The 14320-nt window shown below is 74.9% G+C and carries 14 protein-coding genes and 1 tRNA gene; 8 read left to right on the top strand and 7 right to left on the bottom strand.

Going from position 1 to position 14320, the window contains the following annotated elements; genetic code table 11:
* Positions 1 to 1083 precede the first annotated feature (1083 nt).
* Together AB0I16_RS29520 and AB0I16_RS29515 are read left to right on the top strand one after the other, a co-directional pair.
* Complete coding sequence (locus AB0I16_RS29520; RefSeq protein ID WP_363252667.1) at positions 1084 to 1536, top strand: DoxX family protein; 453 nt, start codon at positions 1084 to 1086, stop codon at positions 1534 to 1536.
* 212 nt (positions 1537 to 1748) lie between these two features.
* A complete protein-coding gene (locus AB0I16_RS29515; RefSeq protein ID WP_363252666.1) occupies positions 1749 to 2384 on the top strand; it encodes a VTT domain-containing protein in 636 nt (211 codons plus the stop codon).
* A gap of 509 nt (positions 2385 to 2893) precedes the next feature.
* Here AB0I16_RS29515 and AB0I16_RS29510 read toward each other — a convergent pair.
* Positions 2894 to 3115 (bottom strand): DUF2277 domain-containing protein, encoded by a 222-nt coding sequence (locus AB0I16_RS29510; RefSeq protein WP_363252665.1) that lies wholly within the window; start codon positions 3113 to 3115, stop codon positions 2894 to 2896.
* 130 nt (positions 3116 to 3245) lie between these two features.
* Here AB0I16_RS29510 and AB0I16_RS29505 point away from each other — a divergent pair, with 130 nt between their 5' ends.
* Together AB0I16_RS29505 and AB0I16_RS29500 are read left to right on the top strand one after the other, a co-directional pair.
* Positions 3246 to 3605: a hypothetical protein gene (locus tag AB0I16_RS29505; protein WP_363252664.1), complete on the top strand. Its 360-nt coding sequence runs from the start codon at positions 3246 to 3248 to the stop codon at positions 3603 to 3605.
* 72 nt (positions 3606 to 3677) lie between these two features.
* The gene (locus AB0I16_RS29500) at positions 3678 to 3968 is read left to right on the top strand and encodes a hypothetical protein (protein WP_363252663.1); all 291 of its coding nucleotides are present in this window, start codon (positions 3678 to 3680) and stop codon (positions 3966 to 3968) included.
* A 112-nt stretch (positions 3969 to 4080) separates the two neighbouring features.
* Here the strand turns inward: AB0I16_RS29500 and AB0I16_RS29495 are convergent.
* Positions 4081 to 4152: transfer RNA gene (locus tag AB0I16_RS29495), tRNA-Val, on the bottom strand.
* Positions 4153 to 4502: 350 nt separating this feature from the next.
* Here AB0I16_RS29495 and AB0I16_RS29490 point away from each other — a divergent pair.
* The 3 genes from AB0I16_RS29490 to AB0I16_RS29480 all read left to right on the top strand — a co-directional run bounded on the left by AB0I16_RS29490 (position 4503) and on the right by AB0I16_RS29480 (position 7473).
* Positions 4503 to 5819: a hypothetical protein gene (locus AB0I16_RS29490; RefSeq protein WP_363252704.1), complete on the top strand. Its 1317-nt coding sequence runs from the start codon at positions 4503 to 4505 to the stop codon at positions 5817 to 5819.
* A gap of 68 nt (positions 5820 to 5887) precedes the next feature.
* Positions 5888 to 6538, top strand: a complete 651-nt coding sequence (locus AB0I16_RS29485; RefSeq protein ID WP_363252662.1) for a bifunctional 4-hydroxy-2-oxoglutarate aldolase/2-dehydro-3-deoxy-phosphogluconate aldolase — start codon at positions 5888 to 5890, stop codon at positions 6536 to 6538.
* Positions 6535 to 7473, top strand: coding sequence for a sugar kinase (locus tag AB0I16_RS29480; protein WP_363252661.1), 939 nt, complete (start codon positions 6535 to 6537; stop codon positions 7471 to 7473). The genes AB0I16_RS29485 and AB0I16_RS29480 overlap by 4 nt, the downstream gene beginning before the upstream one ends.
* 91 nt (positions 7474 to 7564) lie before the next feature.
* Here AB0I16_RS29480 and AB0I16_RS29475 read toward each other — a convergent pair whose 3' ends face one another.
* The 4 genes from AB0I16_RS29475 to AB0I16_RS29460 are packed head-to-tail and all read right to left on the bottom strand — an operon-like array spanning position 7565 to position 12275.
* Positions 7565 to 7786 (bottom strand): zinc ribbon domain-containing protein, encoded by a 222-nt coding sequence (locus tag AB0I16_RS29475; RefSeq protein ID WP_363252660.1) that lies wholly within the window; start codon positions 7784 to 7786, stop codon positions 7565 to 7567.
* A 9-nt stretch (positions 7787 to 7795) separates the two neighbouring features.
* Positions 7796 to 8605 carry an HAD family hydrolase gene (locus AB0I16_RS29470; protein WP_363252659.1) on the bottom strand — a complete coding sequence of 270 codons (810 nt, stop codon included), beginning with the start codon at positions 8603 to 8605 and terminating at the stop codon, positions 7796 to 7798.
* Positions 8602 to 11043 (bottom strand): phosphoribosyltransferase, encoded by a 2442-nt coding sequence (locus AB0I16_RS29465; RefSeq protein ID WP_363252658.1) that lies wholly within the window; start codon positions 11041 to 11043, stop codon positions 8602 to 8604. Before AB0I16_RS29465 ends, AB0I16_RS29470 begins: the two co-directional genes overlap by 4 nt.
* A 53-nt stretch (positions 11044 to 11096) precedes the next feature.
* On the bottom strand, positions 11097 to 12275 hold the full coding sequence (locus AB0I16_RS29460) for an HpcH/HpaI aldolase/citrate lyase family protein (protein ID WP_363252657.1): 1179 nt from the start codon (positions 12273 to 12275) through the stop codon (positions 11097 to 11099).
* 301 nt (positions 12276 to 12576) lie between these two features.
* Between AB0I16_RS29460 and AB0I16_RS29455 the strand changes: the two genes are divergently transcribed.
* Positions 12577 to 13470: a TerD family protein gene (locus AB0I16_RS29455; protein WP_363252656.1), complete on the top strand. Its 894-nt coding sequence runs from the start codon at positions 12577 to 12579 to the stop codon at positions 13468 to 13470.
* 11 nt (positions 13471 to 13481) lie between these two features.
* Here AB0I16_RS29455 and AB0I16_RS29450 read toward each other — a convergent pair whose 3' ends face one another.
* Entirely contained in the window at positions 13482 to 14222 is a 741-nt protein-coding gene (locus AB0I16_RS29450; protein WP_363252655.1) for a Tellurium resistance, read from the bottom strand.
* Positions 14223 to 14320: the final 98 nt, after the last annotated feature.

The raw sequence follows: 14320 nt of genomic DNA, 5'->3' as shown, positions 1-14320 counted from the left end.
CCGGGGCGGCGCCGGGCGGCGGCTCCCGGGAGCGGAGGCTCCGGGAGGGGCCCGGCGACGGTGGCCCCTGCGGTGTGAAGCGGCGGACACCGGTGCTCGCGGGGGCGGTTTCCGGCCACATGGCGGCGGAGCCTCGCGGGGGCGCCGATCCCGTACGCGTGGAGATCACTTACGCCGACCGACGCCGCCGGGTCCGGCCGGCCCGGCGGTGCTCTGCCGGGCCCGGGGCGCCACGAATCCCCCACCGCGCGCCCTCCGACGCCGTCGCCCCGACGCACCCGGCAGCCCGTGCCGTACGGGAACAAGGAACCGCTCACCCCCACGCCCGCCGTACCGTGTGACCTGCGAGAAGAGCCTCGCGGGACGGCCCGCCGCGGACCCGGCCCGCACCCGTGCGGCTCACGTCCCACAGCTTCGACGGCCGCCCCTCGACGCCGCTTGGCCGCCCGGCCGGCCACGCCACCGCACCCCTGGCGCCACCGCGTCGCGGAGACGGCCGCACCGGACGGGCCGGGCGCCCCGCCCGGTCCCGGCCCGTGGACCGGCGGCGCGGCGCGGAACGTGGGACGTACGTCACGATCTTCACCTCCCGGACGGCCCGGCGGCACGCGCGGGCCCCCTCGGCGAAGGCCACGGGCCACCCGAACCCCTCGCGCACCGCACGCGGGACGGACCGCTCGCGCGACGCACCGTGACGGTCCCCCGCCGCCCCTCCGCGACCGGCGGCCACGCCCCGGACCGGCCGGCCGCCACGGCACGCCCCCACCACCTGATAGATCATCAAGGTTGTTGCCATATGCGGTGGTTCAGGTCATCGACCGCACGGGTGCGGGGTGCGCTGGGTGACCGCCGCCGACACGTTTCCCGAGGCCGAACGGGCCGCGCCGCCGGACGCTGACGCGGCGGCGCGGGACCGCGCCGGGCACCGCCGCCCCGGCTAACGGGGCCCGCCCTCGGCCCCCAGCCGGGCCGGAAGCGGAAGGCCCGCATGACCGAATGTTGAACTTGCAAGCACTAATTAGGTGCGCCTAATCTTGGCCCCCCGCTCGGTTCCGTCCCCCTCGACCGAAGGAGTCCCCCACCATGACTGGACGTCTCAACAGCGCCCAGCCCTACGCCATCGGCCTGTTCCGCATAGTGGTCGGCCTGCTCTTCGCCTGCCACGGCGCCGCGTCCCTCTTCGGCGTGCTCGGCGGCGCCTCGGGCACCGGCGGCACCATCGACGCCGGTACGTGGCCCGGCTGGTACGCGGCGGTCATCCAGCTCGTCGGCGGCTCCCTGGTCCTCCTCGGCCTCGGCACCCGGGCCGCCGCGTTCATCGCGTCCGGCTCGATGGCCTACGCCTACTTCAAGGTCCACCAGCCGGAGGCCCTGTGGCCCATGGAGAACGGCGGCGAGGCCTCGGCGATGTTCTGCTGGGCGATGCTGCTGTTCGTCTTCACCGGCTCGGGCGCGTTCGGCCTCGACCGGCTCTTCGCCGGGCGCGGCGTGAGCGAGGACGACAAGGCCGCGGAGCGCACGCCGGTCGCCGCCTGACCGGTCCGACGGCGACTCGGCGGCGCCCCCTCCTCCCGTACGCCGGGAGGAGGGGGCGCCGCCGTCTTTCCGCTCCGCGGCGGGCACCCTGGCCCCAGTGGATCACCGGCGGCGCGCGCGGCGTACGCTGTACAGCTGTTATCAGGCCGCCCCTGCCGTTCCCCGCGACACAGCGGCAACCGCTGCCGTCCGGGGAGTCACGGGGAGTTGTGGTGCTTGAGAGTGTGGGCGCGCTGACCGGCAGTCCATGGATCTACGCGGTCGTGGCCCTGTCCGTCCTCTTCGACGTCTTCGTGCCCGTCCTGCCGAGCGGCGTCCTCGTCATCATGTCGGCGACGGCGGCGGCAGCGGCCGGCACCGGGCGGGTGCCGCACAACGTCCCCGACATCCTGCTCCTGACCCTCAGCGCGGCGACGGCGTCCGTACTCGGTGACATGGCGGCGTTCCGTCTGGCGTGGCGCGGCGGCGAACGCCTGGAGCGCGCCATCGCCCGCTCGCGCCGGCTGACCGCCGCGCAGGCGAAGCTCGGGGCGGCGCTCTCGCGGGGCGGCGGCATCCTGTTCGTCATCGCCCGCTTCGCGCCCGCGGGCCGCTCGATCGTCTCCCTCGGCGCGGGCGCGGCCCACCGCAGACTGCGCGACTTCCTGCCGTGGTCCGTACTGGCGGGCCTGGCCTGGGCGGGCTACAGCGTGGCCCTCGGCTACTTCGGCGGCCAGTGGCTCGGCGCGACATGGCTGGCCACGGGCGTTTCGGTACTCGCGCTGGTCGCGGCGGGGGCGGGGGCGGCATTCCTGGTACGACGCCCGACGGCGAGCGCGGGGCACCCGACGGCAACGGCGGGGCGCTGACCGGGCGGCAACCGGGGGGGGAGCTGACCCGACGGCGGCCGGGGGGAGCCGGCTGCCCCGGCGACGGCCGGAGGCACCGGCCGACGGCGAGCGCGGAAGCTGAGCGGACGACAACCGCGGGGAGCTGACCCGATGGCGAGCGCGAGGCACCGGCCCGGCGGCGACCACGGGAAGCCGAGCGGACGGCGAGCGCGGGGAGCTGGCCCGACGGTGACCGCGAGGCACCGGCCCGGCGGCGACCACGGGAAGCCGAGCGGACGACAACCGCGGGGAGCTGACCCGACGGCGGCCGCGAGGAGCCAGCTGACCCAGCGGCGGCCGGGCGCACCGGCCGACGGCGAGCGCGGGGGCCTGACCCGACGGCGACCGCAGGAAGCTGACCGGGCGGCGAGCGCGGGGAGCTGACCCGACGGCGAGCGCGGGGCACCCGGCGGGGCATCGGCCCGCGGCGAACCGGGGATCGCGCCCCCCGGCCCGGCCGACCCGGGATCACCCTCCGGGGCCCCGGCTCAAGAGGCCCGCGCCCCCCGCACCTCAAGGCCGGCGAGCAGTTCGGCGGTCGCCGCGGTGACGGCGTCGACGGCCCGGTCGAAGACCTCGCGGTTGTGCGCGGCGGGGGCGCGGAACCCGGAGACCTTGCGCACGTACTGCAGCGCCGCGGCCCGGATCTCCTCCTCGGTGGCGTCTTCGGGGATGGCGGGCGGACGCAGCGTCTTGATGCTTCGGCACATGCCCCCAGCTTGCCACCGCGCCCGTCCCGGCACCCGCCGCTCCACGGAGCGCCGAGGACGAGGCGGCCCCGCCTGAAGCCGGCCCTCGTACCACTCGCACACCCAATTCGAACAGGAGTACCATTACGGCGTGCCTCCCTCCCCATCCCATGACTTCCCCGGCGACCTCCTCGCCGCCCAGGAGGAACTGCACCAGGTCCGCTCCGAGCTCCTGGCGCTGCTCAAACGCCTCCCCTGGTCGGTGCAGCCCCTCGACGGCTTCAGCGACACCGGCGGCTGGCGCAGCGTGGAGCGGCCCGCGTCGCCCGGCTGGACCGCGGACGAACAGGCCGAGGTCGAGAAACTGCGCGCGCGGGAGCGGGAGTTGGCGGTCTTCGTGACCTGCCACCGCTACTGGGAACAGATCTCGGGCCCCGACGCGGTCGCCGCGAGGGCCCGCCTCAAGCACGCCCACGAGACGCGGGACGACTCCGCGCCGCCAAGCCATTGACAGGGGGGAACGGCGGGCGTTGACTCCCCCTGACCGAGCTCGCCCAGGCTCGTCGGCCGCGGAGGTGCAGCCGTGAACGTCCTGATCCTCATCGCGATACTGGCCCTGATCGGCCTCGGCTTCGACCAGCCCATCCTGTGGCTCGGCGCGGCGGCGCTCGCCTTCTACGTGCTGAGGTCCTACGAGGGCGGCGGCGCGTCCGGAAAGCCCCCCAAGAACAAGCCCACGGGCTCGGGCAGCGGCGGAGGGGGCGGCGGAGGCGGCGGCCTCCCGAAGACGTACCGCGACTACCGCCTCCGCAAGGAACGCCAGGAACGCTGGGACCGCAGATACCGCAGGACGCATCCGAACAGCGGCCGCTGAGCGCCCTCTCCTCGGGACCGGCTCGCCCGGCGCCCGTGCCGTACCCCGAAACGCGGAAACGGCGGAGCCCCGTACCGATCACTCGGTACGGGGCTCCGCCGTTCTGACCCGGTGGGCGCGGACGGTTTCGAACCGCCGACATCCTCCTTGTAAGGGAGGCGCTCTACCCCTGAGCTACGCGCCCGGGAACGAGTGGACAGCCTACCCTGCCGCAGGTGGTGCCCCGCAAACCCGTTGCGGGGGTGCGGCGGCGACGGCGGATTCACCGTGCGCGGAGCGAACCGACCGGCCCGTGTGTTCGTCTCCGACCGGTGGGAGAATGTGACTCCGGGGCAGGGCCGACAGCAGCACGGGAGAGGGATTGTGACGGCGACACCGTGGCAGCCGTACACACCGGACCAGGCGGGGAGCGAGAGCGGGGCGACAGGGCGGACGGGAGCGGCCGGGACCGGCGCGGGACGCGCCCCGCGCACCACCGGGGGCGTTCGGCGGGGCCGTGGCGGGCGGCACGGACGGGGGCGCTTCGCGGCGGGCGTGCGTGACGTCCTCGCCCTCGTGCTCCTTCCGCTGCCCCTGCTCGCCGTCACCGCCCCGGCCGCGTTCGCCGGCGGCGGCACCCGGCGGTGGTTCGGCGGGCGCGGTGAGAGCGTGCGCGCGGAGGCGCAGGCCGCCAAGGACGCCGCTGCCGCCGCCTTCTACGAGTTGGACACCGCCCAGCGCGACCTGCGGATCTCCATCGAGACGATCGTCGCCGTGGACTCCACGCCCGCGGCCCGGCGCGCCGTCTCCGACTTCGAGGCGCTCGGGCGGCGCATCGACGAGGTCAGCCACCAGTACATCGGCGCGGTGGACGCCCACGACCTGGACCGCGACGACCTCGACACGTCCGTGGCGGCCCGCGCGCGGACCGAGCTGACCGGCGCCAAGGACGAGCTGACCAGGGTCAAGCAGGACCTGGAGCGCTTCCGGCAGGGGCTCGGCCCGCTGCTCGACAAGGCGGAGACCCAGCTCGCCCGGCTCGCCCCGGCCGTGGAGCGGGCCCGCCGGACGCTGCTCGCCGCGAGCAACGCCCTGGACGCGGTCCGCGCGGCGGGCCTGCGGGCCGACGACCTGGCGGCCCGGCTCGCCGCCCTCGCCCCCGAGCTGACCAAGCTGAACCAGGGCGCGGGACAGCACGGCGTACCGGAGACGCTCCAGCGCGCCGACCGCGTGCTGCGCGACGCCGAGGCCGTGCGCGCCGAGGCCGAGCGGCTGCCCGAGCGCGCCTCCGAGATCGACCGGCGGCTGGTGTCGCTGCGGACCCGGGCACAGGCCCTGACCACCCGCAGTGGCCAGGTGGAGCCGATCCTCAGCGAGCTGCGCCGCCGGTTCACGCTCGCGTGCTGGGAGGACCTGCAACGCGTCCCCGACCAGGCCGCGGAGAGCGTGCGCCAGGCGGAGACGAGGCTGAAGGAGGCCCAGCGGGCCCGCGACGAGCAGCGCTGGCCGGACGCCACGGCCCTGCTCTCCACGGTCCGCGCCCTGCTGAACAACACGGACGAGGCGGTCTCGGCCGCCGGTGACCGGCTGCGGCGGCTCAACGCCGTCGCGAAGGACCCGCAGCAGGAGATCGAGCGCACCCGCTTCGCGATCCGGGACGCGCAGCGCCTGGCGATGGCGGGCCGCCAGACGCCCGAGCCGCGGCACGCCCGCCCCCTCGACGACTCCGTGGCCCGCCTGGACCGCGCGGTCTCCGCCCTGGAGGGCCGCCACCCCGACTACTGGCACTTCCTCACCGAGACCGAGGAGGTCCGCTCGACGGTGGCCCGCGTGGTGGCGCTCATCCGGGAGGAGCGGGGGCAGGGCGCCTGAGCCCTCCCGTCGGGGCGGTCGCACGCCCCGGCGGTTTCCGGCCCGTCCCCCTGTGCGAGCCTGGGGCCATGTTCGACGCGCTCGATTTCCCCGCCGCTCTCCGGTCGGAACGCCTCGTCGCCATCGTGCGCGGCAGCGACCCTGACGCCTCCTTCCGTACGGTCATGACGCTCGCCGAAGCCGGGGTCCCGCTCGTCGAGGTCTCCCTCAGCGGTGCCGACGCGCTGGGCGTGCTCCGCAGGGCCCGCGCCGAACTCGGCCCCGGCGCGTGGCTCGGCGCGGGCACCGTGCTCACCGCGCGGGACGCCCGCCTGGCGGCCGACGCGGGCGCCAACCTCATCGTGACGCCCGGCCTCGGCGCGGGCTCCGAGGAGGCGGCTCGCCTCGGCCTGCCGGTACTCGGCGGTGTCCTCACCCCCACCGACGTGATCGCGGCGGAGGCCGCGGGCGTCACCGCGCTGAAGATCTTCCCCGCGTCCGCGATGGGCGGCCCCGCCTACCTCAAGGCGCTGCGCGGCCCCTTCCCCCGTACGCCGTTCGTGCCGGTCGGCGGCGTGGACGCGGCGGCGGCCGAGGCGTACCTGGGGCTCGGGGCCGTCGCGGTGGGCGTGGGCTCCCCGCTGGTCGGCGACGCCGCGGACGGCGGCGATCTGGCGGGGCTGCGCGCCCGGGCCGCGGAGTTCGTGAAGGTCGCGGCGGCGGCGGAGGCCGGCCGATGAGCGCGCCCGACGTCCTCACCTTCGGCGAGACGATGATGGCGCTGCGCGGCGGCGGCCCCCTCAAGCTGGGCGGCTCGATGGACGTGTCCGTCGCGGGCGCCGAGTCCAACGTGGCGATCGGCCTCGCCCGCCTCGGCCACACCGTCCGCTGGGCGGGCGCGGTCGGCGCCGACGAGGCCGGCGAACTGGTCCTGCGGACGCTGCGCGCCGAGGGCGTCGACGTGACCGCGGCGACGCGGGACGAGGGGGCGCCGACGGGCCTGATCCTCTTCGAGCCGCGGCTGCCGGAGGTGACCCGCGTGCACTACTACCGCGCGGGCTCCGCGGGGTCCCGGCTCTCCCCCGCGGCGGTCGAGGCCGCGTTCGCGTCGGCCGCGCCGCGCGTGCTGCACCTGACGGGCATCACCCCGGCGCTCGGCCCCTCGGCGGCGGCGGCCTGCCGCACGGCGCTGCGCCTGGCCCGCGAGCACGGCACGGAGGTCTGCCTCGACGTCAACCACCGCTCACGCCTGTGGTCAGCGGAGGAGGCCACGGCGGAGCTGCGGGAGTGGCTGCCGTACGTCGACGTGCTCATCGCCTCGGACGACGAACTCCCCCTGTGCCTGCCGGGGGCCACGCCGAAGCGCCTCCTGGCCGAGGGGGTACGCGACGTCGTGGTCAAGCTGGGCGCGTCCGGCGCGACGCTGCACACCGTGCGCGGCGAACGGCACTCCCCCGCGCGTGAGGTGCGCCCGGTGGACGCGGTGGGCGCGGGCGACGCGTTCGTGGCGGGCTACCTGTCCGCGCTCCTGGACGGCGCGGACGCGGCGGCCCGCCTGGACCGTGCGGTGACCACGGGCGCCTTCGCCGTGGCCTCCCACGGCGACTGGGAGGGCGCGCCGACACGGGCGGAACTGGACCTGCTCGGCGCGGGGCCGGGCACGGTGGTCCGCTGACCGCGGCCGCCCCCGTCAGGGGCGCGGGGAACCGCGCGCCCGGCCGCGACCGGGCCCGCAGCCGACGGCCGGAGCCCGGGCCCCGGCCCGGTCACCCGCAGCAGCCCCCACCACAGCACCCGCCGCCCCCGCCGCCGCCGCCCTGCGGACCCGCGGGGGCCGAGGACTGGCCCCCCACGGCCACCGTGGAGAGCAACCGCACCGTGTCCCCGTGCCCGGCAGGGCACTCCGCGGGATCGGCGGACCGCGCCATGGGTCGGCTGACTTCGAACGTGTCCCCACAGGACCGGCACCGGAATTCATAACGAGGCATGGCCACAGGCTAGCGCCGCGGCCCCGCCCGGAGGAACGCCCGGAGGATCTCCTCCCCCGCGGCGACGCCCCGCTCGGGGAGCACCGTGAGCCCGGGAGCCGTGAACCCCGTGTCGGCCAGCTCCCCGTGGCCGGGCCGCCAGGAGCGGTCACCGGCGAGCAGCAGGTCCGTGTCCAGCAGGGAGTCCCCCGCGGTGAGGACCTCCGAGGCACCGACCCGCCGCGCGACCTCCCGGACGGCCGCGCTCTTGGTGAGCGGCGCCGGCACGACGTACAGCTTGCGGCCCTGGAGGGAGACCGTCCAGCCGCGCCCGTCCGCCCACTGTGCGAGTTCCTTGACCCACTGGTCCGGCAGCAGCGCGCGCTCGACGACGAGGTAGGCGAAGAGGTCCTCGGCCACGCGCTCCTTGAGCAGCCAGGCCGGGTCGGCGGTCCGCACGAGGTGCGCGCGCACCTCGTCGAGCGAGGCGCACTCGTCGGCGAGGCGGCGGGTGACCCGCGCCTGCCAGTCCCGGTCGGAGACCCCGTCGACGAGGATGTGCCCGCCGTTGGCGCAGATGGCGAACCGGGGCGCGGGGCCGGGCAGGTGCACCCGCCGGTACTGCTCGCGCGTCCGTGTGGTGGTCGGTACGAAGACCGAGGCCCCGCCCAGCTCCGCGAGGAGCCCGGCGGCGGTCTCCGTGACGTACGACAGGGGCTTGCCCTCGTACACCTCGACGCAGAGCAGTCGCGGTGCCTCGGCGTCGGGCATGGTCAGGCCCAGCGCCGCGGCGGAGTAGATGAGCGTGCGGTCGAGGTCGCTGGCGACGAGCTTCGTCACGGGGAGACCACCGCCTTGCCGTCGGCGCCGGTCGCGCCGCGCGTGTACTGGGGGTGGATCAGTCCCACGCAGCTGTACGGCAGTCCGTCGACCTCCTCGACCGGCACGCCCCGCTGCCCGGCGAGCAGCCGCACGTGGTCGAGGTCGGCTCCGGCGCCCGCGCGGGCCAGGATCTTCCAGGGGACGCGGCGCAGCAGCACCCGGGTCGTCTCGCCGACGCCCGGCTTGACGAGGTTCACGTCGTGGATGCCGTACTCCTCGCTGATCCGTTCGACGGCGGCCCAGCCCTCCCAGGTCGGCGCGCGGTCGGCGGAGAGGAGTTCCTTGACGCGTACGTCCACGGCGTCGGCGACCTCGTCGAAGCGGGCGGCGACGGCGTCGACGAAGTGGCGGGACAGGTCGGCTCCGGCGAGTTCGCGGTAGAACTTCGCGCCGTGGAAGTCGTCGGGGCCGACCAGGTCCGCGCGCAGCACGGTGCGGGATATGAGCCCGGAGACCGTGGAGTTCAGGCAGGCGGAGGGGATGAGGAAGTCCTCGCGGGTGCCGTAGGTGCGCACGCACGAGCCGGGGTCGGCGAGCACGGCGATCTCGGGGCTGAAGCCCGCGGCGCCGCCGGACGCCTCGTACGCCCGTATCGCGTCGGACAGTTCGCGGGTGATCGCGCCCTTGCCCGTCCAGCCGTCGACGAAGACGACGTCCGCGGGGTCGTGGTGGGCGGCGAGCCAGCGCAGGGCATTGGCGTCGATGCCCCGGCCGCGCACGATGGAGACGGCGTAGTGCGGCAGGTCGAGCCCGTGCCGGTGCGCGGCCCAGCGGCGCATCAGGACCCCGACGGGGGTGCCGGCGCGGGCGAGGGAGACCAGGACGGGGCGGGTCGGCCGCTCCGCCATGACGGTCTCCGTGACGGTGCCGACGGCCCGGGCGACGCGGGCGGCGGAGGTGTCGAGCGCGGCGTGGAACAGCTCTTGGTAGCGCTCGCTCGGCTGGTACTCGACCGGCAGCGATTCCGCGTAGTGCGCGCCGCCGCTCTGGATCGCCTCCTCGCGCTCCTCGGTGGGCGCTTCGAGCGTCACGTCCGAGAGGTCCTGGAGCAGCCAGCCGACGTCGTCGGGAGCGTACGAGGAGAAGGCGGGACCGCGGAGGGGTTCGGGCAGCAAAGGGGGCCTTTCGGATGGGGCAGGCGCGGGGACGTACGAGGGGACGACGGCCAGCAGGACGTGCGGGACGTGCGCGGAGAGCTGCGCGAGGAGCCCGTCGGCGGCGTGCAGCTCCGGGGTGTCGGCCACGGAGTCCACGACCGCGAGGACCGCGTCGAAGCCGCCGCCCGCGACGTTGTGGGCGAACCGGGGCCCGGGTCCGTCGGCGGGCGCGTCGTGGGCGGGGAAGACGAGGCGGGTGCGGATCGCGTAGCCGGGGTCGTCGACGGCGAGGACGGGCGACCGGGTCGTGGTGGAGAACCGCACCTCGGCGCCGATGGTCCGCTCCAGCTCCACGCCGAGCGCGAGCGGTGCGTACATCAGTTCCTCGAAGCCCAGGACGAGGACGCGGCGCGCGCCGGCCGGCAGCTCACGGGCGATCCGCTGGGCCATGCCGGGCAGCGCCTCCTGGAGCCCGGCCCGGTGGGCGGGCGTGAAGCCGTGCCTGCCGCCGTCGGGCACCCCTTCGGGCCAGCCCAGCTCGACGCGGCCGGCCGGGCGCCGCTCCCCGCGCGGTCCGGGGACGGCGGCCGTCTCGTGCTCCGCTACCAGCGCCTGCCCCTTCTCCAGGACCCCTTCGGGCAGCCGGACCGTCCCCGCGGCCCGCGCGATCAGGTCGACGCGCGCGCCGATCTCGCGGGCGAACGCGGCGAGGCGTCCGCGGTCCTCCGGTGAGCGCATGTCGACCAGGGCCACGATCACGTACCGCTCGCGCGGGAAGCGCTCGTGCAGGGCGCGGACGGTGTTCAGGACCGTGTTGCCGGTGGAGAACTCGTCGTCGACGAGGACCAGCGGTCCCTGCCCGGCGAGGAGCCGGGGGTCCTCGGGGAGCAGCAGGTGGGAGGTGGCGTGCGAGTGGGACTCCTCGAAGCCGCCCGCGCGCTCGACGCCCTCGACGGGCCGCCGGGTGGAGTGCAGGTAGGGCGCGAGGCCCACGCCGTCGGCGACCGCGTGGCCGAGGCCGGTGGCGGTCTCCGCGTAGCCGAGGACGACGGCGCGGCCCGCCTCGTCGTCGCCGAGCAGTTCCCGCACCCGGACGCCGAGGCCGTGCCCGGCGGCGTGGACCACGGAGGGGCGCTGCGGCACGTGCTTGCCGAGCACGTTGGAGACCAGGAGGTGGGCCCGCTTGGGGTTGCGGCGCAGGGCGAGGCCGAGGAGTCCGTGCAGCGTCTCGTCGCCGTCGAGCCCGACCCCGAGCCGCTCGGCCACCCAGCTGCCCGACCACACCGCGTCTTCCGTCACGTACGTCATGTTCCTTGCGTTCGACCGGCCGCCCTGGCCGGTGGGGGGAGGGGTCACGGGGCGGGGATGCCGGCCGTGAGCAGTTCCACGAAGCCGACGTCCTCCCTGGCGACGCCGAAGACCTCGGCCCGCCGCAGGGTCCGCTCGGCCCAGGCGCGGTGCGGCTTCACCTCGTTCATCTTGTTCGTGTACGAGGAGCGCAGCACCCCGCCGCCGTCGCGCTCGGGGCGCAGGATGTCCTGCGCGTCGCTGAACTCCTCGTGGCTGACGACGGAGAGGGCGTGCACGGGCAGGACGTGGGAGGGGTGGATGCAGGTCTTGCCGAGCAGGCCGTTGGCGCGGTCGAGCTCGATCTCGCGGAGCAGACCGTCCATGTCGTGCTCGATGAGGGCCTGCCGCAGCTCGTCGGCGCGGCCCTCCAGGAAGGGGCTGCGGCGCAGCTGCGGCTTGAACATGCGCTCCTGGACCCGGAAGTACTCCCAGACGGGACCGGTCACGATGTGGCCCGTGCCGTCGGCCCTGCCGAGGACGTTCACCACGTCGGCGATGACCGAGGCGACGATCTGCACGTCGTAGGCGGTCATGTCGGGCGGTCTGCGCAGTCCGTACGCGGAGCAGAAGTCGGTGACGCCGAGGCGCAGCGCGAGCACCCGGTCGCGGTACTTGTCGACGGTGCGGGCTATCCCCGCGAGCGTCTCGGCGCGGCTCTCCAGGTGCAGCAGCTCGGGCGATTCGAGGACGGGCATGGCGAAGAGCCGCCGGCCGGGGCCCGTCGGGGTGTCCGCCTCGGCGGCCGTCAGCGCCTCCAGGAACGGAACGCCCCGCTCCTCGGTGAACTTGGGCAGCACGAATCCGGACAGCAGCCGCCCGCTCGGACCGAGCCTGCGGACCAGGTCGGGTATCTGCCCGGCGGCGCGGACCCGGATGAACAGCAGCGGGGGCTCCACGCCCCGTGCCGCGAGGTCGGCGAACTGCCGGACCAGGTTCTCCTCGGCGTCGTCCACCTCGGAGTCGTCGATGGAGTCCTCCAGGCAGAGCACCATGGAGGTCACGCCGCGTCCGCCCTGCTTGAGGACGTCGTCGGCGAGGCGGGGGCGGGTGGCCGGGCTGTAGAGCGTGGCCCCCAGGGCGGACGCGAGCAGGTGGGGCGGGGAGTCCGCGGTGAAGGCACACGGCTCCCGGTGGAAGAGGCGCTGCCGCACCTCTGGGGCGATGTGCCCGAAATGACGCATGAAATTCCCCTGCTATCGCCTGTTCCGTCGGGCGTTGTCGTCTGTTCCATCGACATGGACGGTTGTGATGTGGCCGGTAATAGTACGTAGGAACGGGTCCTCAGGGTTCCCGGCGGGCATGAACTCCAGGTAACCCGGCCATGTCGCACACGCACACCACACAACCGTCGCACGCTCCGGCCGCCCGCAGGTCAGGCGCCTGCCGACGCGGCCGGGCCCGCAGGTCGGGCGCCCGCCCGGCATGGCCGGACCGGCGGCCCCCGCGTTGTGACGCCCGTGTGGAAGAAGGCAGGATGACCGCATGACGCACGCGATGTTGAAGGGGTCGAACGTCCCGCTCGAAGCCTCGGCGGTCCGCGCCGTGCTGCGCTGGGCGCCCGGGCAGGGTGTCCCCGACGTCGACGCGTCGGCGCTGCTCCTCGGCGGGGACGGCCGGGTCCGCTCGGACGAGGACTTCGTCTTCTACAACCAGCCGCGCCACCCCGGCGGCAAGGTCTGGCGGCTCGGCAAGAAGCGGGTCGCCGAGGGGCTCACCGACACGATCCAGACAGATCTCGCGGGCATGGACCCCGCCGTGAGCCGCGTCCTCCTTGCCGCGTCCGCCGAGGGCGTCGCCTTCGAGAACGTACCGGCGCTGCGCATCCTGCTCTACGACGCCCTGGTCACCGACGGCGAACCCCTCGCCTACTTCGACATCACCCCGCAGACCGGCGAGGAGACGGCGCTGATCTGCGGCGAGCTCTACCGCCGCGGCGAGGGCTGGAAGTTCCGCGCGCTCGGCGAGGGCTACTCCAACGGTCTTGAGGGGCTGGCCTCGGACTTCGGGATCTCCGTGGACGACACGGAGTCCGCCCCGCCTCCCGAGCCCATGCCGTCCGTGCCGGGGCCCTCCACGTCCTTCCCGCTGCCGCCCGCGCAGCCCATGCCGCAGCCGGCCCTGGCCCAGCCGCAGCCGTCCGCGGCGCAGCCCGCCCCGCAGTCGCCGCCCTCGTACGGCTATCCGCCCGAGCCGCCCCGGCAACCGGCGCCCCAGCCCTCGTACGGCTACCCTCCCGCGGCGCCCACGCAGCCCACGCCGATCGCCCGCCCGGCCCCGGTCGCGCAGCCCTCGTACGGCTATCCGCAGCCGGTGGCGCCGATGCCGGACCCGAACTTCGCGCTGCCGCCGCAGGGGCCGCAGTTCCTGCCCCGTTGAGGCGCCGGGGCTCAGCCGACCTTGGTCTTGTAGCCGCGGCCCCACTGGAGGCCCCAGCCGTAGAGCCGGTCGAGTTCGGCCTGGAAGCCGTAGACGAACTTCACCTCGCGGCGCACGATCAGCTCGTCCTTGACGTTCTCGATCGTGAACACCGCGCAGGAGCGGGCCTGCGGCTGCCGCTCGTCCAGGTCGATCTCGATCCGCGGGCCGTTGCTGGGGTAGAGCGTCACCTTGGCGTGCGTACGGTCGAAGGCGGGCGTCTGGTCGTAGATGTACGCGAAGACGAGCAGCCGCTTGATGGACTCGCGGTGGTCGAGGTTGACGTAGATCGTCTCGCCGGACGGTGAGCCGAACCGGTCGTCGCCGCTGAGCTTCACGTACGGGGGTGCGTTGAGGCTTCCGAAGAAGCTGCCGAGCGGCTGCACGACCCCCTTGGCGCCGTCGGTCAGCTCGTACAGGCAGCCGATGTCGAGGTCCACGTTGACCACGCCCTGGGTGTGGGCCTGCACCACGTCCGGCTGGAACATCTTGAACGGATGCCGCAGCAGGCTGCCGCCCGGCCGCTGCTTGCCCATGAAGTCCGAGGGCCGCATCTGCCAGGACAGGTTGACGCGCAGATTGCCGGTGGCGGCCCCCTGCTTGCTCAGCGAGACCGTCGGGTTCCGCTTGGTCAGTTCGATGGAATTGGTCGCGGAACTACCCGATTCGAAGTCCATCGAACGCCCGCGCCACAGTCCGTCCCAGAAGGACATGCCGCCCCCAATTGCCCTGGTGTCTCCTACGGATACGGGGCGGGGGGGGGGGGGGAGGTGTACGACGGCGCCCCCCCCCCCACCCAGAAAGCGCCCCC

The sequence above is a fragment of the Streptomyces sp. NPDC050703 genome (assembly GCF_040654435.1).
Lineage (GTDB): Bacteria > Actinomycetota > Actinomycetes > Streptomycetales > Streptomycetaceae > Streptomyces.
This window is presented reverse-complemented; position numbering and strand designations above follow the sequence as displayed.

Coding starts and splice junctions, on each gene's coding strand:
- AB0I16_RS29455 (WP_363252656.1), top strand. CDS start 12,577: ATGACGCACGCGATGTTGAAGGGGTCGAACGTCCCGCTCGAAGCCTCG.
- AB0I16_RS29485 (WP_363252662.1), top strand. CDS start 5,888: ATGTTCGACGCGCTCGATTTCCCCGCCGCTCTCCGGTCGGAACGCCTC.
- AB0I16_RS29510 (WP_363252665.1), bottom strand. CDS start 3,115: ATGTGCCGAAGCATCAAGACGCTGCGTCCGCCCGCCATCCCCGAAGAC.
- AB0I16_RS29460 (WP_363252657.1), bottom strand. CDS start 12,275: ATGCGTCATTTCGGGCACATCGCCCCAGAGGTGCGGCAGCGCCTCTTC.
- AB0I16_RS29450 (WP_363252655.1), bottom strand. CDS start 14,222: ATGTCCTTCTGGGACGGACTGTGGCGCGGGCGTTCGATGGACTTCGAA.
- AB0I16_RS29480 (WP_363252661.1), top strand. CDS start 6,535: ATGAGCGCGCCCGACGTCCTCACCTTCGGCGAGACGATGATGGCGCTG.
- AB0I16_RS29475 (WP_363252660.1), bottom strand. CDS start 7,786: ATGCCTCGTTATGAATTCCGGTGCCGGTCCTGTGGGGACACGTTCGAA.
- AB0I16_RS29520 (WP_363252667.1), top strand. CDS start 1,084: ATGACTGGACGTCTCAACAGCGCCCAGCCCTACGCCATCGGCCTGTTC.